The sequence below is a fragment of the Caballeronia sp. LZ032 genome (assembly GCF_031451315.1).
Classification (GTDB): domain Bacteria; phylum Pseudomonadota; class Gammaproteobacteria; order Burkholderiales; family Burkholderiaceae; genus Caballeronia.
The window spans coordinates 164004-184626 of record NZ_JARUXP010000002.1 but is presented as its reverse complement, the minus strand read 5'-3'; the positions used below and the strand labels follow the sequence as shown (position 1 = coordinate 184626).

Sequence of the window (20623 nt, the reverse complement as noted above, 5' to 3'; positions counted from 1 at the left end):
CGTGTCAGTCGCGCGACGGCGTGCGGCGCTTGAGCAGATAGGTGTCCATGATCCAGCCGTGCCGCGCGCGAGCTTCGGCGCGCACTTGCTCGATCTCGTCCATCACGTCGCGCAGCGGGCCGGAGATGAGGATCTCGTCGTCGGTGCCGACATACGCGCCCCAGAAAATGTCGAGATCCTCGTGCGCCAGTTGCCGGAACGCGTTCTGCGCGTCGAGCATCACGACGGCGCTGTCGGCGCGCTCGGGAAAGCCTTCGGCGATGCCCCGGCCATTGGTGATCTCCACCGCGCGGCCAATCGCGTTGAGCGCCACGCGATGCTTCGCCGCCAGCGCCTGCACGCTGCTGATGCCCGGAATCACCTCATACTCGAAGGCCAGCCGCCCGCTCGCGACGATGGCCTCGACGATGCGCATCGTGCTGTCATACAGCGAAGGATCGCCCCAGACGAGGAACGCGCCGCATTCGCCGTCGCGCAATTCCTCGCCGATCAGCCGCTCGAACACGGCCTGCTTGTCGCGGTTCAGGATATCGACGGCATCGGTATAGCTGGCGGTATCGCGCCGGCGCTCGGGATTGGTCGCCTCGACGATCCGGTAGTCGCGCTCCTTCACATAGCGCTCGATGATCTCGCGACGCAGCGCGATGAGCTTCGCCTTCGCTTCGCCCTTGTCCATCACGAAGAACACGTCGGCCTGATTCAGCGCGTTGATGGCCTGAACCGTGACGTATTCCGGATTGCCCGCCCCGATGCCGATGATGAGGATTCGCTTCACTCCATGCTCCAACTTTCCGAACCGTGAGCACGGAGTGTAACGGCATTCAACGCGAGGGCCCGCCGCTCAGGCCAACGCCCAGGTCAATACACGTCGCGCAGATAACGCTTGTCGCGCGCGAGCGAGGACACATACTCCGCCGCCCGCTCGTCCGTAAGTCCGCCATGCCGCGCGACGATCTCGCGCAATGCGGCATCGACGTCCTTCGCCATGCGGCTCGCATCGCCGCAGACGTAGAAGTTCGCGCCGTCCTGCAGCCACGACCAGAGCTCGGCGCCCTGCTCGCGCATGCGGTCCTGCACGTAGACCTTGTCGCGCTGGTCGCGCGAGAACGCCGTGTCGAAACGGTTCAACAGGCCCGACCGGCTCATGCCTTCGAGTTCCTCGCGATAGTAGAAGTCGGTGGCCGCATGCTGCTCGCCGAAGAACAGCCAGTTGCGTCCCGTGTCGCCGCGCGCGCGGCGCTCGTGCAGGAAGCCGCGAAACGGCGCGACGCCGGTGCCGGGACCGACCATGATGATCGGCGTGTCGCCCTGGCGCGGCGGACGGAAATGCGCGCTCTTCTGCACGAACAGCGGCACGTCGGCATCGTGGGCGCGGTCGGCGAGGAACGTCGATGACACGCCCTTGCGCTTGCGGCGGCCATTGTCGTAGCGCACCGCCGAAACGGTCAGATGCACTTCGCCCGCGTGCGCCTTCGGGCTCGACGAAATCGAGTACAGGCGCGGCTGCATGCGCTTGAGCACGCCGAGCAGTTCATCCGCCGACAGCGACGCGGGATGCTCGTGCAGCACATCCGCGAGTTGCTGGCCCCACAGCCAGGATTTCAGCTCGTTCTTGCGCTCGTCGCCGAGCAGTTGCTTCAGCGCGGGCCCGGGCGTGCGCGCCGCGATCAGCTTCAGCGCTTCCGGACTCGGGCGGGCGATCTCGTAATGCGTGGCCAGTGCATCGGCGAGCCGCATCTCGCCTGAGCCTGAAACGTGCACGGGCGCATCGGCGTCGAGCTTCGTCAGGCTCAGCACCTCGCCGACGAGCTCGGGACAGTTGGTCGGCCAGACGCCCAGCGCGTCGCCGGCTTCGTAGTCGAGGCCGGATTCTGCCGTCGAAAACGCGAACGAGCGCGTGTCCTTGGCCGCGCCCGGATGGTTGAGCCGCACATTGCGCAGCAGCCGTGACGGCGCCGGACGCGCCTTGCTCGCGGCATTTGGGCTCAGCACATCGGGAATCGCGCCCTGCGCGGGCACTGCGTGCAGCGCCGCGTCGTCGTCCTTGATGCGGGCGATGATCCGCGCGAGCCAGCCATCGGCGGCGGTCTGGAAGTCCGTGTCGCAATCGGTCCGCGCCAGCAGCCGCACGCCGCCCAGTTCCGCGAGACGCGCATCAAGGTTGCGGCCGTGACCGCAGAACGCGTCGTAGCTCGTGTCGCCGAAAGCCAGCACCGCGTAGCGCAGCGACTCGAGGCGCGGCGCGTCGGTGGCCTTGAGCGCGGACCAGAAGTCCTGGCCGTTGTCGGGCGCATCGCCGTCGCCGAACGTGCTGGTCATCAGCAGCACATAGTGCGACTTCGCGAGACTCGCGACCGCGCAGTCGGACATGCACGCCGTGCGGATCTCGAAGCCGGATTCCATCAGTTGCGTCGCGTAGGACTCGACCAGCGATTCGACATTGCCCGTCTGCGACGCCCACAGCAACGCGACCTTGGGCCGCGTATGCGCGATCTGCAGTTCAGGCTCGGGCGCGTCGGTGCTGGCTAACAAGGGCGGCGCTTCGCCACGGCTGAACAGACCCGCGAGCAGTCCATCGACCCAGACGCGTGTCGCGGCGTTGAACGGCGCGTTGGCGGGCAACACGGGCACGCCGCGCGCTTCACTTCCGCCCGAACGCAGTCCGCTGACGAAGCCCGCCAGATACAGCCGGTCGGTGTCGCTCAGCGCGGGCGCGGCGATCTCGCCGATACCGAGGAGCGTCGAAAGGGCGTCGAGGCGGGACATGGCGTTTTCCTGCTGCGGAGTGGGAGTGTTGCGGTCGATGTGGACTTCTGCTTCGACGCGGCTCAGCGTCACGGCGCAGAACTTCAGTTCCGGCTGTTGCGAGAGCGGATCGACGGCATCGCTCGTGACCGCGTTGATGCACAGGTCGTCGCCGAACATGTCGTTCCAGTGCATCGGCGCGAAGCAGTTGCCGGGACGCACGCGCTCGGTCACGACCGCCGGCAGCACCGCCCGGCCGCGCCGCGAGCGGATCTCCACGCGATCCTTCTGCGTCACGCCGAGCGACGCCGCGTCGTCCGGATGCAGTTCGACGAACGGCGCCGGGTTCAGCTTGTTCAGCATCGCGACCTTGCCGGTCTTGGTCATCGTGTGCCACTGATGCTGCAGGCGGCCCGTATTCAGCACGACGGGATAGTCGGCGTCCGGCAGCTCCTTCGGATCGACATGCGGACGCGCGAAGAACACGCCCTTGCCATGCGGCGTCGCGAACCTGAGGCGCGCGGTAGCGGCGTCGAGATAACGGATCGGATTGCGCTCGCGCCCGCCTTCCGGCGCGCAGGGCCATTGCAGCGGCGTCTCGCGCAGCCGCGCATGACTCGCGCCGCGCAGGTCGTAGCCGGACTGCGGATTGGCGAAGCGCGTGATTTCGTCGAACACCTCGGCGGCGCTCGCATAAGTGAAGGCGTCGGCGAAACCCATCGCGCACGCGACGCGCGCAATGATCTGCCAGTCCGGCAGCGCGTCGCCCGGCGGCTCGACGGCCTTCTGCGTGAGCGTCATGTTGCGCTCCGAGTTGATCATCACGCCTTCCGCCTCGGCCCACAGCGCGCCGGGCAGGAGCACGTCGGCATAACGGTTGGTCTCGGTGTCGAGGAAGGCGTCCTGCGTGATGACGAGCTCCGCCGCCTGCAAGCCTTCCACGACCGTCGCGCGGTTCGCGACGCTCGCCACCGGATTCGTGCAGATGATCCAGCACGCCTTGACGTCGCCGGTCTTCATGCGCGCGAACAGGTCGATGGTGCCGCCGCCCACCTCCGTGCGCAGCGTGCCCGGCGGCACCTTCCACACGCCTTCGACGAACGCGCGGTCCGCCTCCGCCAGCACGGAACGCTGGCCAGGCAAGCCGGGGCCCATGTAGCCCATCTCGCGGCCGCCCATCGCGTTCGGTTGTCCCGTCAGCGAAAACGGGCCGCTGCCCGGACGGCAGATCTTGCCCGTCGCGAGATGCAGGTTGCAGATGGCGTTCGTGTTCCAGGTGCCGTGCGTGCTCTGGTTGAGGCCCATGGTCCAGCAGCTCATCCATTCGGGCGCCTCGCCGATCCACTGCGCCGCCTGACGCAGATCGCCTTCCGGAATGCCGGTGAGGGCGGCGACTTTCTCCGGCGTGTAATCGGCGAGGAACGCGGGCATCTCGTCCCAGCCTTGCGTGTGCCCGGCGATGAACGCGGCGTCCGTATGGCCGTTCGCGTGCAGCAGATGCAGCAGGCCGTTGAGCAGCGCGAGATCGGTGCCGGGGCGGATCTGCATGAAGAGATCGGCTTTATCGGCGGTGGCGTTGCGGCGCGGATCGACGACGATCAGCTTCGCGCCCGCCTTCACCCGGTCCATCATGCGCAGGAACAGGATCGGATGACAGTCCGCCATGTTCGCGCCGGTCACGAAGAACAGGTTCGCGCGGTCGAAGTCCTCGTAGGAGCCGGGCGGACCGTCCGCGCCCAGCGACAGCTTGTAGCCGCTGCCCGCGCTCGCCATGCACAGCCGCGAATTCGACTCGATGTTGTTCGTGCCGATGAAGCCCTTCGCCAGCTTGTTGACGAGGTACTGCGCCTCGATCGACATCTGGCCGGAGACGTAGAACGACAGCGCATCGGGACCGTGCGTGTCGAGGATCCCGCGCAGGCGGCGGGCGGTGTCGTCGAGCGCGCGTTCGAGCGGCATCGGCGTGGGATCGGCATGGCGCGCGTGCCGCACGAAGGCCTTCTCCAGCCGGCCCGACTTGCGCAGCGCCACGTGCGCCGACGAGCCCTTGGTGCAGAGCCGACCGTAGTTGCCCGGATGATCCTTGTTGCCGGAAATCTTGATGACCTGCTCGTTCTCGACGTGCAGCGTCATCCCGCAGCCCACGCCGCAGTACGGACACACCGTATCGACCGTTCTTGCCGTCATCGCCATCGTTCGGATCTTAAGAAACAAAAAGGCGTCCTCCGGATGCTGTCGGAGACAGAATCCGTGGACGCCGTTGTCGGGGTCGCGCAGCGCGCGAGCGGTCAAGCCATCGAGCTCCGGCTCGTCGTTGAACCGGAGGCTTCAGTCAAGGCAACTTCCGGGCCATGCGGGCCTAACGTGCCGGGAGCGTTGTGTGGCGGGGCTTTGAGTGGTTTTTGCGGCCATGACGGCAAGGCGCGGCATGGTGCAACGCAGCACCATCGGCGTGCATCGACCTGCACCGTGCCCTCCGATAGTTCCGGTTAGCATGAGCCAGAACTACCCTCAACCAGCCGGAGCGAAGCATGGCCTACCGCACCTATCACAAGCGCAAGATCGGCGACCGCGAACTGCATCCCGAGACCCAGATGATGTCGTACGGCTACGATCCGTTCTTGTCGGAGGGATCGGTCAAGCCGCCCGTGTTCCTGACCTCGACCTTCGCGTTCCGCACCGCCGAGGACGGCGCCGAGTTCTTCGACATGGTCGCGGGCCGCAAGCCGCTGCCCGAAGGCGAAAGCGCCGGGCTGGTCTACAGCCGCTTCAATCATCCGAACCTGGAGATCATCGAGGACCGTCTTGCGCTGCTCGACGGCTCCGAAGCCGCGCTCGCGACATCGAGCGGCATGGCGGCCATCGCGGCCGTCCTGCTGGCCTTCCTGCGCCCCGGCGACTGCGTGGTGCAGTCCGTGCCGCTGTACGGCGGCACGGAAACGCTGATGTCGAAGTTCCTGCCCGAATGGGGCGTGCATTCGCATCCGATCGCGGACGGCCTCTCGCCCGAATCGCTGCGCGCCGCGCTGGACGCCGCCGCGCAAACCGGCAAGGTCGCGATGTGCTACGTCGAAACGCCCGCCAATCCCACCGACGCGCTGTTCGATCTCGATGCGCTGCGCCGCGAACTCGACGGCTTCGCGCAACGTCACGGCTACCGTCCGCTTTCGGTGTGCGACAACACGCTGCTCGGGCCGCTGTTCCAGAAGCCGGCGCAGCATGGCGTCGATCTGTGCGTGTACTCGCTGACCAAGTACATCGGCGGGCACAGCGACCTGGTGGCGGGCGGCATCACCGGTCCGGCGGGGCTTATCAAGACCTTGCGCGCGATCCGCGGCACGCTCGGCTCGCAGCTCGACCCGCATTCGTGCTGGATGATCGCGCGGTCGATGGAAACGCTCGTGCTGCGCATGGAACGCGCCGCGCGCAGCGGCACGGCGGTCGCGCGCTGGCTCGCGGACAATCCGTTCAAGCCGGTAAAGGTGCTGCATCCGGAACTGATCGAAGACGCGGCGTATCAGGCCGTGTACCGGCGCCAGTGCAGCGGTCCGGGCTCGACCTTCGCGTTCGTGCTCGACGGCGGCCGCGAGCAGGCGTTCCGGCTCATCAACGGGCTGTCGCTGTTCAGGTCGGCGGTGAGTCTCGGCGGCACGGAATCGCTGGTCTGCCACCCGGCCTCCACGACGCATTCAGGCGTGCCGGCGGAGGTGCGCGCGGCGGCGGGCGTGTCGGAGGGATTGATCCGGCTGTCGGTCGGGCTCGAACATCCGGACGATCTGATCGCGGACTTGTCGGATGCGTTGCAGCACTGCTGAAGGCAAGCCAAAGCGTCAGGCGGTCAGCTTGTTGCGCCCCGTCAGCTTCGCGCGATAGAGCGCGCCATCGGCACGATGCAGCGCCGCCTGATGACCGGTCTCGCCGGCCAGGATCTGCGACACGCCGATGCTCGTCGTCCATTCCGGCATGCCTTCGGTGTATTTGCGGCACGCCTCGTGAATCTGGCTCGCGCAGGCCTGCGCATCCGGCGCGCGTGAGGCCGGCAGGATGGCGACGAACTCGTCGCCGCCCAGCCGCCCGAAGGCGCCGCCCAGCGACGCCACCTCGGCGCCCGCCAGCCGCGCGAGTTCGATCAGCACGGTATCGCCGGCAAGGTGGCCGTGGCGGTCGTTGATCTGCTTGAAGTGATCGAGGTCGATGGCGAGCACGGTCGCGCCCGCCGACGCCAGCCGCCCCGCCTGCCGGTCGAAGCCCGCGCGGTTCCAGGCGCCCGTCAGCGGATCGCGCAGCGCGGCGTCGATGAGCCGCTGTTGCGCGCGTTCGGCGGGAATCGCGAGCAGGCCGAGATTGAGCACGCCCAGCAAGAGCTGGTCGGAGAGCATCGGGATCAGCGCGAGATAGTTGATGCGCGGCGTCATCGAAAAGATGGCCACGAGCACGATCGCATAGCCCGGCAGATAACCGAGGATGGCCAGCCCCGCGATGCGCCGTGCGCGGCTCCGGTCGCGCCGTCCGCTCGCGAGCAGGATGCCGCCCGCAATGCCTGCGGAGATGGCGATGGTCACCGTATCGACCGCCTGCGTCCATGCGCCGGTGCCGGGGCCGCGTCCGGCGATCAGCACCGGCAGCATGTGGACCACGGCGCAGTCCGCGACCGGCGCGAGCATCCAGAGGCGGAACGGCGGCTTGCCGTCGAAGGCGCGCAGGCCCGAGACGATCAGCATGTTGGTCGCGGCAAGCGCGCCCATCAGCAGGCTGATGGCGAACGGCTGGCCGCGCGGCGCGGAATCGAAGCCGATCAGCACGGCCGCGTACAGGAACGCGCTCGCTGACCAGTGCATGAAGTAAGCCTCGCGGCGGCCGCCAAAACGGAACAGGGCGAAGACCAGCCCGAACGCGATGCTCGTGAGCACGCTGCACAGGCGGAGTGTTTCGGTATCGGGTGTGTGGAACATGGGGAAGCCGCTACGCGCGTGCGGAAAACTCGACCGTCGGCGACGGCGTGCCGCTCCGCCATGACGTCAACGCGTCCGGAATCGCGGCATACAGGCTCATCTGCGAGCAACGGCCGTATCATACCCGTGCGTTCTTGCCGGCGGCGTAGATGGACCGTGCAGCGGCATGCACCTTGCTCGCGCATCGGACGTTGCCGCATGCCGCGGTCACGACCCAAGGAGCCGCAATGAAACTCTATCTCGCGCCCGGTGCGTGCAGTCTCGCCGATCACATCGCGCTGCACGAAGCGGGCATCGACTTTGACCGTGTGAAGGTCGATCTGAAGACCAAGAAGACCGAAGACGGCCAGTCTTTCGACGACATCAATCCCAAGAGCTACGTGCCCGTCCTCGAATTCGACGATGGCCGGCGTCTCACCGAGAACATCGCGATTCTTGCGTGGGTGGCGCAGCGCGCGCCGCAACTCGCGCCATCGGGCGAGGACGGTCAATCGCGGCTGCTGGAGACGCTCGCGTTCATTTCCACTGAAATTCACAAGCAGTTTGGCCGCGTTTTCAAGCCGTCGTCGGATGCGGAGGCGGCAGCGGGGCGCGAGAAGATCGGGCAGCGGTTCGAGTTGATCGCGAAGATGATGAAGGGCGACTACCTGTTCGGCGATCAGGCGAGCGTCGCCGACGCCTATCTCTTCACCATGCTGACGTGGGCGAAGAAAGTGGGCATCGAGGCGCCCGCGCCCTTGCAAGCCTTCTATCAGCGCATGCGCGAACGGCCGGCGGTGAAGCTGGCATTCGAGCACGAAGGTCTCGATTGAGCGGAACGCGGCTTGCGCGTGGATGGGGACCACGCCTCGCATATCGGCGGGCGTCCCGATCCAGCGGAGATTACTCATGAACGCAAGCAGAACATTCGCGCTGTCCTTTTTGATGCTCGGCCTCGCCGGCACCGCCAGCGCCGCCGACCAGACGCAACCTGGCGCGAGTCACGGACCGTCGAAGGGACAAAGCGCGGCGACGAACCATTCGACCGCCCCCGCCGACGATGCCATAGGCGCCGGCCAGACGGGCATCGGCGGGACGGCCAATGGCACGAACGCCGCCGGCAAGGGAACGACGCCCGGCTCAGGCGGCATGCAGCCGCGGCTGAACGGCGGCAAGGCGAACGATTCGAACAGCTCGACCAGCCCGGCGACCGGCAATGCCGGCGCGCAAGGCATGTAAGTCAGAGGACTTCAGTCGAGGTTTCGGGCGGTACGAACCAGGCGTCGTCGGCGCGCAGTTCGAGGGAACACGCGCCGGGCGCCGACTGCGTGCCGCCGGATTGCGCGAACGCCTGGCGCAAGCCCTCCACGACCCGGCCCTGAATGATCTTGCGGCGGCCAATGTCCACCGACGAATAGCGCTCCAACTGCGAAGTCGTAAAGCGCACCGACGCGCTGCAGCGCGAATCGAGCGTCGTGTCGCGACCGCTCTCGGTTACCCATGACACGTTGATGACCACCGAGGCTTCTTCGTCGAGCACGCTGACGGCCGGTGTCTTGCGCGATTCGAACGCGCTCGATATTGCAAGCTGGAGTTCTTCGACGCGCTGATCATAGTCGGTGATTCTCATCGTTTCTCCTGGAGATGCGTGATTCACATGCGAAGAAATCAGCAAGCGCCGCGCCTGTACGGCTTATGGCGGATTGGCTAAATGGTCAGGGAAATCGGCCACCGCTGCGCCTGCTACGTCGCTTGACGGCCACGAGCACGAGACCAGCCAGCGCAATCGACCCGCCATAGAACAGCAAGGCGGCAGCCTCCGTTCCAAGACTGGAAAACGCCAGCCCGACTGTCAGCATGCCCAGTCCGAGTCCGGTCCGCTCCACCACGTAGGACGTGCCGATGACGTAGTCGCGCGAAGCCGCCGGCGCCGACTGGAGCAGCGAGTAGTAGGCCGTTTCCGTGGCGGCGTCGAAGATGCCGGCCAGCCAGACGAATCCGAGCATGCCGGCCATGCCCTGCCATTCGAAGACGCCGAGAAAGCAGGCGAAGGTCAGCATGAGCAAGCCGATGAACCACGGTTCGAGCGACCGGTTGCGCCCTTCCAGCCGTTCGAGCATGCGCGGCGTGACAGCCGCCGAAACGAGCCGTCCGGCGCCCCATGCCGCCATCAGCCAGCCGTAGAGAAACACGGGCTGGCGCACGTCGAACGCCAGGGACTTGATCGGAAAGCCCACGTTATGCGTGCCCGAGCCGAACGCCTCCACGAAGCGCGCGCCGATCACGAGCATCACGACCGTTGACAGATGCCGCACCGCGACCGCCGGCTTCACGCTCTCGCCTTGCGCAGGCAGGGCCGGAAGGCACCGTCGCGGCATGCGGGCCACGAGCGTCACGAAAACGAGCGCGGACAGGGCGAAAGTGAGTGCGTCGATCAGAAAGACGTTCTTGTAAGTCAGCACCTGCGTGACGACGGACGCGATCAGACTGCCGCTCACGACAGCGATGCCGTCAGTGGCGCTGAGAATCGCGTTGAAGCGATGCCGGCCCGCTTGCCCGACCATCTCCGGCACCTCCGACATGATGCAGACGCGGTAGACGCCCTGGAAGAAGCCAATCAGGAACGGCGCCACATAGATCAGCACGGCATCCGCGCGCTGCGACGACACCGCCAGCACGCCGATGGCCAGTGCACTGCCCGCTTCCGCCGCGAAGATCATCGTGCGCCGCGATAGTCCGCGCAGCCGCGGCATCGCTGTTGCGCCGGCCACGGAGCCAAGCAGGCGCAAGGCCATCGCGAGGCCCAGCAGCGCGGCCGAATCCGCTACCTTCAACGCGTACGCGGCGAGCACGATGCTGATCATGGTGGAACTGATGTCGGAAACGGTCTTGAACGACAGCCAGACATACACCCGCGTCAAACCGGACGGGACGCTTCGGCAAGGCATCGGTCCGGTGCTCATGCGCGTCGCTCCGCGCCACGGAAGGACACCAGCAGCATGTCGCGGAAAGCCCGTTCGCCCGGATTCGCCTGCCGGACAGCACTGGCGCTGTGGAACAGCGCGGCGTCATCGACGATCAGAGTGTCGAGGAAGCCGTCGAGCGCATGCGCCCACAACGGCGCGGCGGAGTCTTTCGACGCGTGGAGTTCCGAGACGACCGGCTGGATATTGCGGCTGCCGATGAAATGCATGCAGACCCAATCCAGCCCGTCCTGGTGGATGCCCGATGTAGTGGGACTCACGGCGCCGCCTTCCGCGAACACCCGGAACTGATGGATCTCGATCGTATAGTCGCGTTCGGGATGCAACTGGCTTTCGAGGATGGCGATATCCGCGTCGAGAATCTGCCGGAGTATCCCGCTGTGGATGAAGGAATCCTCGGCATAGGTCAGGCGGTTGAGCCCCGGCGTGTAGTCGACGTCATACACGGCGGCGGGTTTGAAATCCGGGTTCCTGTCGATTTGCAAGGGCTGTCCCGGAGCGAAGCGGTAACGCAGCAAGCGCCGCTCACGCCGCGTGTAGTTGATGAAATTCTCGTCTGTGGCCAGGCGGTCCCAATGGCGCGTGAACGCAAGCTGTTCGTCGGCATCATGGCGGATCATGCCGGCGAAGTCAGGCGCATGACAGAAGCGGTTGCGGCTCAATGTATCGATGATGGCTTCGATGGTCATGGCTTCGCGCTCCGGGATGTGCGTGAACGGCACGACGACCGGCTTCAGCGCCTCGATCAGCCCGCCGTACAGGCGCAGCGCGTGGGCACGCCCGTCCACGGCCGCCCAGCCTTTCAGCAGATAGCTTTCTTCGATCTCCGCCTGGACCTCGCTGCCTTCCGGACAGGCGACGGCGAAGTCGATGACGGCGGAATCGCCCGTCAGGACATCCAGCCCGGCGAATCCCTCGAACCGGCCACTGTGCTCCGGAAACAGCGCAAACATGGCGTAGTGCTGGCGCACGCCGGCCGCGTGGGCGCAGGCATCGCGCAAGCGATCGTGCAATCCGTCCGCGCCCGTCAGCAGCGCGACATAGAGCGCGTAGGGATCGAGGCCCGCGATGTCCCGGAACGCCGCGTCCACATACAGCCCGCCCAGCCGCGGATTGATCTCGATCACGACCGGTCCATCCGCCGTCAGGCGGAACTCCAGATGGACGATGGCGTTTCGCAAGCCCAGCGCGGTGAGACATTCCACCGCGTACTCCTTGATGGCGTGGGTTTGCGCTGCCGTGAACGTCACCGGCGGCGAGATCAGCAGGTTCTCCAGCACGGTGCCGCGCTTCTCGGTCAGGATCAGCTTTTCATGGACGAGGACCGGATAAGGCACGTCATCGACTATCACGCATTCGACGCTGCCTTCGATCCCCTCGATATATTCTTCGAGCAGAATGCTTTCGCCCGGTGCGTAGCGGACCGGAGCGGCGCCCGCGAGACGGATCTCGTGCGGCGCGCCGAAGAAGTCCGCCACCGTGACTGCATTGCGTTGCGACGTGAAGCGGTGGTAGTGGTCCGACAGTTCGCCCTCATCCTGACAGCGGGCCGTGAAAGCCGAACCCGCGCCATAAGGCGGCTTCGCAATCAGCGGATAGCCCACCTCCGCGGCCGCCTCGCGCAGTGCGGCTGCATCGCTGCACAGGGCATGGCGGACCGATCGAACACCGTGCCGCTTCAATAGCGAGCGCATCAGGAACTTGTTGTTGCAGGCCGCAACGGCCGCCGGCTCCGAATGCACCCTGCCGGTCAGCCGGCAGACTTCCGCCACGATCGCGCCGACCTCGCCGAGCATCGAGGCTTGCCCAGCATGACAGAACACCGCCTTGATGTCGTAACGCGCGTCGAGACGTTCGAGCAACGCGAGCAGCGAATCGGCCGTAAGCGTTTCGAGCGGCCAGACCTCATCGGTATCCGGCTCCGCGCCGGCCATGGACCCCGCCGGGCGCATCACGGCGGTGAGGCACGCAAAGCCCATTTTGCGGGCAGCGTCGAAGTGACGGTGCCCGTATGCAGTCACCGAGGGCACCGGGCTTTCTATCTGCACGAACAGCACCGCGGCTTGCCGCCTGGCGTCATCCGGACGGGAAATCAACTTGCTCATGCTGTATCTCCCGTTAATTGTCGATCCAGTCGCATGTTTCGCCCTGCCAGTTCACGAACCGGTAAATGCGCTGGCCGTCCGCCTCGACGAACTGCGGAATGTCGTTCTCGCTTTCGAACAGGGGCACGGTGAACTTGCCTTTGGCATGAGGCAGCACGTACTCGGGCATTGCGATGTTCGACACGCGCCGCTTCAGGCGCTTCATGATGCGGATGGCATCGCGGATGGACGCCTTGTAGACCGACGCGCCCGGCGAGAACGGCATGAAGTGATACAGGTAGTACGGTTTGACGCCGCAGCGATACAACTCGATGAACAGGCGATGCAGTGTCGCTTCGTTGTCGTTCACGCCGCGCAGGAACGGCATGTTGGAAAAGACGATGGGCACGGCCGACTGGATGCGCTTCACCGCGTGCATGAACGCCGGGCTGAGCTCATCCGGATGGCAGACATGCACGCCGAACGAATTGACCCGATGGCGTTTCAGTATGTCGATCAGTTCGTCCGTGATGCGGTAAGGATTAAAGGTCAGCGAGCGGGAATGGATGCGGATCAGGATGTCACGGTTCAGGTTCCGGAGCGCGCCGAGATGCTCATCGAGCTTCGCATCTGACAGCATCAGCGGGTCGCCGCCACTCAGAATGACTTCCTCGACCGCTGGATTGCGCGCCACGTACGCCACGCTGTCGAGGAAAGTGTCGCGGCTCGCCTTGCTCTTGTCGCTGTTGACTTCCAGCGTTCTCAGCGCCTCGAAACAAAACTGGCAATACGTATTGCAGGTATTGACCATGCGCAGAATGACGCGATTGTCGTATTTGTGCTGACAGATCGGCGTTTTCATCTCATGGGATAACTCCCAGTTCTCCGACTCACCGTCATATCCGCCCGCGGCCTCTTTATCCCAGAACGGAACGACCTGACGCCATAGCGGGTTATCGACGATGCTGGTGTACTTGTTGTTATCGAGAATCAGGCGGAGATAATAGGGCGTAATCTGGAGTTTGCGGCCCTGAAGATTATGCTGAATGCGTTGACTCAACTCTTCCGGAAAGTCGCCGCATGCGTTGCGCAGCGTCGCCTCATCGCGAATGGTATTCCTTTGATGCCAGCGCCAGTCCTGCCATTCGGAACACTCGGCATCCTTGAATTCAGGCATCGCCAGGGATATTTCAATTGCATCTGGTGTGGAAACCGACATTCTTTTTTCACGCTCTCGTTGATGTGGCGCATTGAATTTCCTATGGAAGGCCTTATGAAGGCCTGCCATGGATTAATTTCCTGTCGCCATGCTGAATTGAACGATCAAACGCCTTGCATCAACCAGGCGTCTGATTTCATTTTCACCGCCTGCGAAAAATTCTAAATTCGGGTTTCAATTACAGCAATACCCGCGAAGCAAATTGACATTCGTGGACTTATCGAAAGCCGGGATTAAAACCAATTACATTGCTTTCATATGGTTTGATAGACGGGCGCTGCATGCCGCGGGTCTGGAGATTGCTCAAATGCTTCCATTGCCGCCCACTCAGGAGGCCGACATGCCAACCCCATCCAGACCCGAACACGTGAACGCGGAAGAAATGGACGAGCCCACGGGCACGCCCACTCAGCAACGCGATCTCGATGCCCGCGAGAAACGCGGCCATGAGGATTCGGAAAACGCGCTGCCCTCGTCGCAGGAAAAGGACCGCGTGCCGCCCGATTCCACGCGTTAAACCCTGCACGAAGCTGAACGATGATCGCATGGCAAGCCCTGCTCGCCGGCGCGCTGATGGGCGCCGTGGTGTGCTACGCGCACTACGAGATCCCGCAATTCACCAGCGGCGCCGGCAAACGCCGGATCGCGCATCTGGTGCTGATCGTGGTGGGGATTGCATTCGGCGCGATGGGCGCTCTGACGCTGGATTTGCCGTTGCCGCGCTGGCTGGTCTTCGTGCTCGGCTTCGGCATCGTGCATGTGCCCGCCGCCGCCATCCTCGCGATCAAACGCCGGGGCGGCGCGGGAATGTCCTGACAGCTTGCTCAATTGCCAACATCGGAGAACGCATCATGTCTACCGAAAGCTATATGCGCAATGGCCACACCGTGAATATCGACATCGATCGTGATCCGACCGGGCTATGCACCTGGTCCTACACGATCGATGCCGATGGTTACACTGAGATGCGTGACCGCCCCGTCAAAACCGCCGAAGCCGCGTTGCACGCGGCCAAGGAGCACGCCAACGCGAAGGCGGACATGCTGCCGGCCGGTTAGTCCGCGGTTATCCAAGACGCTCCGGTGGTTGGCTGTTCGGCGGATCGCCGATCGGCTGCGGTGCATCAGGTGTGCGGTCCGGCGGCGGCGCCGGATCCGGGTCGCTGTCGGGCGTCGGAACGTGCAGGTGTTGCGCGCGTGCTTGGGTGTAGTCCATTCGATCCATCCTCGTCCAGATGACATATCCAGTCCGGCGATGAACGCATTCGCCGTGCCGCGTCATGGCAGAAGTGTCGAAGAGTCGATCTCGTTCAGCTTGACCAGCTCATCGCGCCGCGTGTCGCACGCCTCACGCACGTCCCGCGCGAACCCTGTCCAGATGGCGAACGCAGCCAGCGAGAAACTGCCAAGCACGAGAAACGCCACCGGATAGCCGTACTGATGCGCAAGCCAGCCGCCAAGCAGCGGACTCAGGCACGCACCGCCCGCCTCCACGCCTTGCACCGCACCCTGCCCGAGATTCACGCGCCCCGTGCCATGCAGCAGATGCACGATCAGCGACGGCACCGCGACGCTTTGCAGGCCCGCGCCGATGCCGTCGAAGACCTGCACCGGCAGGAGGCCCCATAACGGCGGTGCCCACGCGGCTGTCATGGCGCGCAACGGCAGCGTCGCGAGCGTGACGAGCAGGATCCACCAGAAGCCCCAGCGACGCGTCAGGCGGCTTGCATAGGCGGCCGCAGCAAGCATCACGACCTGCGAGATCACGATGTTGGCCGCCGTCACCTGACTCGGATCCGCCACGTGCGCCGAGGCGACCGCGAGACTGTAAAGCGGCAGCATCGCCGAATTGCCGAGATTGAAGAGCGCGAGCGCGGCGGCCAGCACCAGCAGCGGACGATTGCGCCACAGCACGGAGAAACCTTGCGCGCGGATGTCGGAGGCATCGTCGTCATCGTGGCGGGCGAGGCCGCGCGCGAAATGCCGATGCACCGAGCGGCCAGGAATCCAGAACGCGGTGGCGATACACGCCAAGCCGAACCCCGCGCTCAGCGCGAAGATCCACGGCATGCCCAGCGTCGCGCCGAGCCATCCCGAGAGCAGCGCCGCCGCGATGTTGCCCGCGTGATTCGCGACCTGATTGCGGCCGAACTGGCGATCGAAGTTCTGCCGTCCGACCATGCCGAGCGTGAGCCCCACCAGCGCCGGGCCCATCGCCGCGCCGCCGATCGCCGTCGAGATCTGCGAAAGCGTGACGGGCCAGAAGCCCTGCCACATCCAGATGATGAGCGCCGCAACGATGCTGAGACCGCTTGCGAGCGCGACGATCATGCGCCGGTAGGTGCTGGCATCGACGAGCGCGCCCGCCGGCGCCGTGACCAGCATGGCGACGATGCCGCCCATGGTCAGCACCGAGCCGATGCGGTCGGGCGTCCAGCCATGCGCCTGCAGAAAGATGCCGAGAAACGGCCCGACGCCCGCCTGCACGTCCGCCGCGAAGAAGCTCAGTGCGAGCAGCGGAACAGTCGGCTTCACATCCTTCACCGGAAGTCTCTTCACAGCGCGACCTGCACGCCGAGCTCGACGACATCCTCGCTCCTGAGGCCATAGTATTCCGCGCTCGATGCGGAATGCGCCGACATCGCGCCGAACAGCCGCTCGCGCCAGCGCGACATCTGGCCGTGCGAGCAGCCGGGCACGGCTTCGTCGCGCGGCAGGAAGTACGTGGTGTGCTTCGGGTCGAAGCGCCAGCCGCCGAGTTGCCCTTCGAGCGAGGCAAGCAGGCGCGGCAGATTGGGCCGTTCGGTGAAGCCGTGCCGCGAGATGACTTCGTAGCAGCCCGCGCCGAGATCGCGTACTTCGATACGTGTCTCTTCATCGATACGCGGCGCGGATTCCGAGCGGTTCGCGAACACGATCACGGTCCGGTGCAGCACACGGTTGTGCCGCAGGTTGCTTGCCAGCGCGGCGGGCGTCGAGCCGGGCATGCTGCCAGGATAGACCGCCGTGCCGGGCACGCGCGCAGGAGGCTCGGGGTCGCGGCATGCATCGCGCAGGAAGTCAGCGAGCGGCTGGGCGTGCGAAGCATGCACCACCTCGAGCGCGCGGCCGCGATGCCAGGTCGCCATCGCGACGAACAGCACGATGCCGATCGTCACCGGAAACCAGCCGCCGTCCGGGAGCTTGTGAATGTTCGCCGCGACGAGCAGCGTATCGATGGCGAGCAGCGGTGCGCTGATCATAACGATGGCTATCCACCGCCAGCGCCACAGCTTGCGCGAGAGGCTCACCATCTGCATGGAGGTGACGAACATCGTGAGACCGACCGCGATGCCGTAAGCCGAAGTGAGTCGCGCCGAACTGCGGAACGTCAGCACGAGGAACAGCACGGCGGCGAAAAGCACCGCGTTGACGGCGGGCACGTACACCTGCCCATGTTGCGACGATGAAGTTTCCACCACGCGCAAACGCGGCAGAAAGCCGAGTTCAATGGCCTGGCTCGTCATGGAAAAGGCGCCGGAGATGACGGCCTGCGACGCGATCACCGTGGCGAGCATCGCGATGACCACGGTGGGGATGAGCGCCCAAGAAGGCGCGGCGAAGAAGAACGGCTGGCTGGCCGCGCCGGGCTGATACAGGATGGCGGCGGCTTGCCCGAAGTAGCCGACGATGATCGCCGGGAACACGACGAACAGCCACGCACGCCGGATCGCACGCTTGCCGAAGTGCCCGATGTCGGCATAAAGCGCCTCGGCGCCGGTCAGCGCGAGGATCACTGCGCCGAGCAAGGTGAATGCAAGCAGCGGACGCATGCGCACGAGGTCCCACGCGAACGACGGCGACAGCGCGCGCAGCACGTCGGGATGCTGCACGATGCGATATACGCCGACCGCCGCGAGATAGACGAACCACACCGACATCACCGGTGCGAACCATTTCCCCACGGCGGCGGTGCCGCGATGCTGGAACGCGAACAGCGCGATCAGGATCAGCAGCGCGAGCGGCACGACGAACGGTTCGAAGGTCGCACTCACCTGACGCAGCCCTTCGACGGCGGACAGGACCGACACGGCCGGTGTGATCATCGAATCGCCGTAGAACATGGCGGCGCCGAACAGGCCGGCCGTCAACAGCAAACGCGGCACATGGCGGCCTTCGCGTTCGTAGCCGGAGCGCACGAGCGCCGTCAGCGCGATGATGCCGCCCTCGCCTTCATTGTCGGCACGCATCACATAGCAGACATACTTGCCCATCACGACGATCACGACGGCCCACACGATCATCGAGAGGATGCCCAGCACCACGCGCGGGTCCAGCGTGCCCGACTCGCTCACGGCTTGTCGCAAGGCATAGATCGGGCTCGTGCCGATATCCCCGAACACCACGCCGAGCGCGCCGGGAACGAGGACCTTCAGCGACCGGTGCGACGAGTCGCGGCCGGGACGCGAGGCCGTTTGCTGTCCGGCAAGATGCCCGCGGGCATCGTTCGATGTCGATGTCATGCGGCGTGTGCGCTCCCTGATGCGTGTCGATCCCGTAGCAAAGCGCGTTCCGCGAACACGGTTTAGTGAATCCGCGTAATCAAAGGTAAGCGTTGCTTACACATGCTCACGTCATTTTAGAGAAGCTTTGCGTAAAGTCGCCTCCAACGATTCGCAAGGCGCGAAAAGTGCTGAAGGTGCGCAACAAACCGCCTGAGCGAATCGGCAATTTGCAAACACGGAGAGGAAACCACATGAAAAAAGCTCGAATCGTTGCCGCGCTCATCTGCGCGAACCTTGGACTCACGACGGGCGCGGCCTTCGCGCAGCCTGCGCCCGGCGGTCCGGATCAGCATCACGACATGCATGGCGGCCCTGGTGGTCCTGGCGGTCCTGGCGCGCATCAGGCTCGTGGGCCGCAAGGCGGCGCGGATCATGGTCCCGGTCCCGGGATGAACGGTCATCAGCCCGGCGGTCCTGCCGAGCACGCGAATCAGCCGCCGCCGCATGGGGAATGGCGCAAGGGTCAGCGCCTCTCGTCGGAGTATCGCGACCATGAGTACGTGGTCGACAACTGGCACGAACATGGGCTGCGTCAGCCGCCGCGCGGGTATCAGTGGGTCGGCGTCGGCGCGGACTATCTGCTGGTTGCGGTCGCATCGGGCGTGATCGCCCAGGTCATGCTCTCGCAGTAAGGTTTATTGCACGTGTCCGCGCGGTGCGCGGATACGTGCCGACCTTCCTTGTCTTCTCGTTGTCTGCACGCGGCAAGTCATTGATTGGTCGGTTCACCCGGATCTTCGACGCCCTTCTCGATGTTCTTCTTCTGATCGCCGTAATCCTTGCGATTCGCGCCGTTCGTGATCTCCACATCACCCTTCACCTTGCGGTCCTCGTTGCCCGTGACCGTGCCGACGGCGGTATCGACCCAGCCCTTGACTGTTCCTTGATGCCTTCACGCTGATCCTTGTTCATGCTGTCCTCACGGCAACGTTGATCGTTCCTCGACCGCAGCAACGGCCATGCCCCGCAGCGACGCCCATACATTAAAAAGCCCGCCACAATGGGCGGGCAAGGATGCGCGCAACGAGAGGGACATTGCGCGCCTTCAACACCGTGTGCCGCAAGGCGTCCGTCATTCAGGTCCGAGGTCGGGGGGCGGCGGAGCGGGCGGCTCCTTCGGCGGCATCGACTGCCGGCGCATGCGGAACAGCAGCCTGCTCGAAGACGATACCCATGGCGATGTATTCAGTTTCCGTTGAACCGCAGGCCGGACAAGTGCCATCGTTCAACGCATCGTCGGAATAGATGAGCTTGTTGCACGCAGCGCAGCGAATCAGCATCTCGACTCCTGACAAATCGAATCAAGCTACTTTGTTATACGCCATAGCGCAGCGGCTTCCAATTGTTCGATATGCTCGCGTTCCGTTCTCTTCAGCGGGACGCGTCTCCACTTCATCTCACGAGATTCCATTCGGATCCCGAAGCCCCGGCCGCCAGTGCCGCTTCGTTGAAGGCGGGAAGAAGAGGTTCGTCGGGCCGTCCATGCCAGCGTACGTTGAACTTCTCCTCGATCAACCCGTCTGCTGTCTTCACCGATGCAGCCACGCTGAACAGCGTGCAACCCGACATCCGCAACGCTTCAGCAAGTGCTTCACGCGAGAAGCGTCCGCGCTGATAGGTGATGTGCAGGTCGGCCTGGTTCTCTCGCGGTATGCGCACTTCGAGCGCCTTGAGAAACCACAGCACGACAATGCCGAGCACGAGCCCGGCCACGCCGAGTCCCAGTTGACCGCCACCGAACAACAAGCCGATCACCGTCACGAACCAGAGCGTCGCCGCAGTCGTCACGCCTTTGACGAGGCCGTCCTTGCGCAGGATCGCGCCTGCACCGATGAATCCGACGCCAGAGAGAATGCCGAGCGGCAGGCGCATCAGGTCGAGTACCGCGAACGATTCCGGCGTCTTGCCCGCCTGAAGCAGCAGCGCGTTGACCTGCAGCATCGCGAGACAGGCAGCGAGACACACGAGCAGCGTGGTGCGCAGACCGGCCACCTTGCCTGACTCACCGCGATTGAAACCGATCAGAATGCCCGCCAGCACCGCCAGCGACAGCCGCATGCACACGTCTGTCCAGTGCAATGTCAGTGGCATGAGCGCCATATCGCCTGTTCCTTGAG

At 64.9% G+C, this 20623-nt stretch carries 19 protein-coding genes; 7 read left to right on the top strand and 12 right to left on the bottom strand.

What is annotated here, in order from left to right; genetic code table 11:
- Positions 1–4 precede the first annotated feature (4 nt).
- Positions 5–775: a precorrin-6A synthase (deacetylating) gene (gene cobF / locus QCE69_RS16420; protein WP_309931876.1), complete on the bottom strand. Its 771-nt coding sequence runs from the start codon at positions 773–775 to the stop codon at positions 5–7.
- 83 nt (positions 776–858) lie between these two features.
- Positions 859–4932: a bifunctional nitrate reductase/sulfite reductase flavoprotein subunit alpha gene (locus QCE69_RS16415; RefSeq protein ID WP_309931874.1), complete on the bottom strand. Its 4074-nt coding sequence runs from the start codon at positions 4930–4932 to the stop codon at positions 859–861.
- Between the two features lie 344 nt (positions 4933–5276).
- Here QCE69_RS16415 and QCE69_RS16410 point away from each other — a divergent pair, with 344 nt between their 5' ends.
- Entirely contained in the window at positions 5277–6560 is a 1284-nt protein-coding gene (locus QCE69_RS16410; protein WP_309931873.1) for a cystathionine gamma-synthase family protein, read from the top strand.
- A 15-nt stretch (positions 6561–6575) separates the two neighbouring features.
- Here the strand turns inward: QCE69_RS16410 and QCE69_RS16405 are convergent, their stop codons facing one another.
- Entirely contained in the window at positions 6576–7697 is a 1122-nt protein-coding gene (locus tag QCE69_RS16405) for a GGDEF domain-containing protein (protein ID WP_309931872.1), read from the bottom strand.
- 227 nt (positions 7698–7924) lie between these two features.
- Here QCE69_RS16405 and QCE69_RS16400 point away from each other — a divergent pair, with 227 nt between their 5' ends.
- Positions 7925–8509 carry a glutathione binding-like protein gene (locus QCE69_RS16400; protein ID WP_309920396.1) on the top strand — a complete coding sequence of 195 codons (585 nt, stop codon included), beginning with the start codon at positions 7925–7927 and terminating at the stop codon, positions 8507–8509.
- Positions 8510–8585: 76 nt separating this feature from the next.
- Entirely contained in the window at positions 8586–8915 is a 330-nt protein-coding gene (locus QCE69_RS16395) for a hypothetical protein (RefSeq protein ID WP_309931869.1), read from the top strand.
- A gap of 1 nt (position 8916) precedes the next feature.
- On the opposite strand, the gene QCE69_RS16390 is transcribed toward QCE69_RS16395, so the two are convergent.
- From QCE69_RS16390 to QCE69_RS16375, 4 genes are all read right to left on the bottom strand, one after another.
- Positions 8917–9306 carry a hypothetical protein gene (locus tag QCE69_RS16390; protein WP_309931868.1) on the bottom strand — a complete coding sequence of 130 codons (390 nt, stop codon included), beginning with the start codon at positions 9304–9306 and terminating at the stop codon, positions 8917–8919.
- Between the two features lie 85 nt (positions 9307–9391).
- Positions 9392–10639: an MFS transporter gene (locus QCE69_RS16385; protein WP_309920388.1), complete on the bottom strand. Its 1248-nt coding sequence runs from the start codon at positions 10637–10639 to the stop codon at positions 9392–9394.
- A complete protein-coding gene (locus QCE69_RS16380) occupies positions 10636–12765 on the bottom strand; it encodes a 2OG-Fe dioxygenase family protein (RefSeq protein WP_309931866.1) in 2130 nt (709 codons plus the stop codon). The genes QCE69_RS16385 and QCE69_RS16380 overlap by 4 nt, the downstream gene beginning before the upstream one ends.
- Before the next feature lie 13 nt (positions 12766–12778).
- Positions 12779–14032 (bottom strand): radical SAM protein, encoded by a 1254-nt coding sequence (locus tag QCE69_RS16375; RefSeq protein WP_309920382.1) that lies wholly within the window; start codon positions 14030–14032, stop codon positions 12779–12781.
- Positions 14033–14303: 271 nt separating this feature from the next.
- Here QCE69_RS16375 and QCE69_RS16370 point away from each other — a divergent pair, with 271 nt between their 5' ends.
- Genes QCE69_RS16370 through QCE69_RS16360 form a run of 3 tightly spaced genes read left to right on the top strand, consistent with a single transcriptional unit; the run spans position 14304 to position 15021 of the window.
- On the top strand, positions 14304–14480 hold the full coding sequence (locus QCE69_RS16370) for a hypothetical protein (protein WP_309920380.1): 177 nt from the start codon (positions 14304–14306) through the stop codon (positions 14478–14480).
- 20 nt (positions 14481–14500) lie between these two features.
- A complete protein-coding gene (locus QCE69_RS16365; protein ID WP_309920376.1) occupies positions 14501–14779 on the top strand; it encodes a hypothetical protein in 279 nt (92 codons plus the stop codon).
- A 35-nt stretch (positions 14780–14814) separates the two neighbouring features.
- Positions 14815–15021 (top strand): hypothetical protein, encoded by a 207-nt coding sequence (locus QCE69_RS16360; RefSeq protein ID WP_309920373.1) that lies wholly within the window; start codon positions 14815–14817, stop codon positions 15019–15021.
- A gap of 7 nt (positions 15022–15028) precedes the next feature.
- Here the strand turns inward: QCE69_RS16360 and QCE69_RS16355 are convergent, their stop codons facing one another.
- The 3 genes from QCE69_RS16355 to QCE69_RS16345 all read right to left on the bottom strand — a co-directional run bounded on the left by QCE69_RS16355 (position 15029) and on the right by QCE69_RS16345 (position 18464).
- Positions 15029–15178 carry a hypothetical protein gene (locus tag QCE69_RS16355; RefSeq protein ID WP_309931864.1) on the bottom strand — a complete coding sequence of 50 codons (150 nt, stop codon included), beginning with the start codon at positions 15176–15178 and terminating at the stop codon, positions 15029–15031.
- A 62-nt stretch (positions 15179–15240) separates the two neighbouring features.
- Positions 15241–16521, bottom strand: a complete 1281-nt coding sequence (locus QCE69_RS16350; RefSeq protein ID WP_309920369.1) for an MFS transporter — start codon at positions 16519–16521, stop codon at positions 15241–15243.
- On the bottom strand, positions 16518–18464 hold the full coding sequence (locus QCE69_RS16345) for a KUP/HAK/KT family potassium transporter (RefSeq protein ID WP_309920367.1): 1947 nt from the start codon (positions 18462–18464) through the stop codon (positions 16518–16520). Before QCE69_RS16345 ends, QCE69_RS16350 begins: the two co-directional genes overlap by 4 nt.
- A 233-nt stretch (positions 18465–18697) precedes the next feature.
- Here QCE69_RS16345 and QCE69_RS16340 point away from each other — a divergent pair, with 233 nt between their 5' ends.
- On the top strand, positions 18698–19138 hold the full coding sequence (locus tag QCE69_RS16340) for an RcnB family protein (protein ID WP_309920364.1): 441 nt from the start codon (positions 18698–18700) through the stop codon (positions 19136–19138).
- A gap of 444 nt (positions 19139–19582) precedes the next feature.
- Here QCE69_RS16340 and QCE69_RS16335 read toward each other — a convergent pair whose 3' ends face one another.
- A complete protein-coding gene (locus QCE69_RS16335; RefSeq protein WP_309920361.1) occupies positions 19583–19786 on the bottom strand; it encodes a hypothetical protein in 204 nt (67 codons plus the stop codon).
- Between the two features lie 112 nt (positions 19787–19898).
- On the bottom strand, positions 19899–20606 hold the full coding sequence (locus QCE69_RS16330; protein WP_309920359.1) for an MgtC/SapB family protein: 708 nt from the start codon (positions 20604–20606) through the stop codon (positions 19899–19901).
- Positions 20607–20623 lie beyond the last annotated feature (17 nt).

Bases quoted from the DNA above. Each gene is read 5' to 3' on its own strand.
- QCE69_RS16415 (WP_309931874.1), bottom strand. From the start codon at position 4,932: ATGACGGCAAGAACGGTCGATACGGTGTGTCCGTACTGCGGCGTGGGC.
- QCE69_RS16410 (WP_309931873.1), top strand. From the start codon at position 5,277: ATGGCCTACCGCACCTATCACAAGCGCAAGATCGGCGACCGCGAACTG.
- QCE69_RS16405 (WP_309931872.1), bottom strand. From the start codon at position 7,697: ATGTTCCACACACCCGATACCGAAACACTCCGCCTGTGCAGCGTGCTC.
- QCE69_RS16400 (WP_309920396.1), top strand. From the start codon at position 7,925: ATGAAACTCTATCTCGCGCCCGGTGCGTGCAGTCTCGCCGATCACATC.
- QCE69_RS16395 (WP_309931869.1), top strand. From the start codon at position 8,586: ATGAACGCAAGCAGAACATTCGCGCTGTCCTTTTTGATGCTCGGCCTC.
- QCE69_RS16390 (WP_309931868.1), bottom strand. From the start codon at position 9,306: ATGAGAATCACCGACTATGATCAGCGCGTCGAAGAACTCCAGCTTGCA.
- QCE69_RS16385 (WP_309920388.1), bottom strand. From the start codon at position 10,639: ATGAGCACCGGACCGATGCCTTGCCGAAGCGTCCCGTCCGGTTTGACG.
- QCE69_RS16380 (WP_309931866.1), bottom strand. From the start codon at position 12,765: ATGAGCAAGTTGATTTCCCGTCCGGATGACGCCAGGCGGCAAGCCGCG.
- QCE69_RS16375 (WP_309920382.1), bottom strand. From the start codon at position 14,032: ATGGCAGGCCTTCATAAGGCCTTCCATAGGAAATTCAATGCGCCACAT.
- QCE69_RS16370 (WP_309920380.1), top strand. From the start codon at position 14,304: ATGCCAACCCCATCCAGACCCGAACACGTGAACGCGGAAGAAATGGAC.
- QCE69_RS16365 (WP_309920376.1), top strand. From the start codon at position 14,501: ATGATCGCATGGCAAGCCCTGCTCGCCGGCGCGCTGATGGGCGCCGTG.
- QCE69_RS16360 (WP_309920373.1), top strand. From the start codon at position 14,815: ATGTCTACCGAAAGCTATATGCGCAATGGCCACACCGTGAATATCGAC.
- QCE69_RS16355 (WP_309931864.1), bottom strand. From the start codon at position 15,178: ATGGACTACACCCAAGCACGCGCGCAACACCTGCACGTTCCGACGCCC.
- QCE69_RS16345 (WP_309920367.1), bottom strand. From the start codon at position 18,464: ATGACATCGACATCGAACGATGCCCGCGGGCATCTTGCCGGACAGCAA.
- QCE69_RS16340 (WP_309920364.1), top strand. From the start codon at position 18,698: ATGAAAAAAGCTCGAATCGTTGCCGCGCTCATCTGCGCGAACCTTGGA.
- QCE69_RS16335 (WP_309920361.1), bottom strand. From the start codon at position 19,786: ATGCTGATTCGCTGCGCTGCGTGCAACAAGCTCATCTATTCCGACGAT.
- QCE69_RS16330 (WP_309920359.1), bottom strand. From the start codon at position 20,606: ATGGCGCTCATGCCACTGACATTGCACTGGACAGACGTGTGCATGCGG.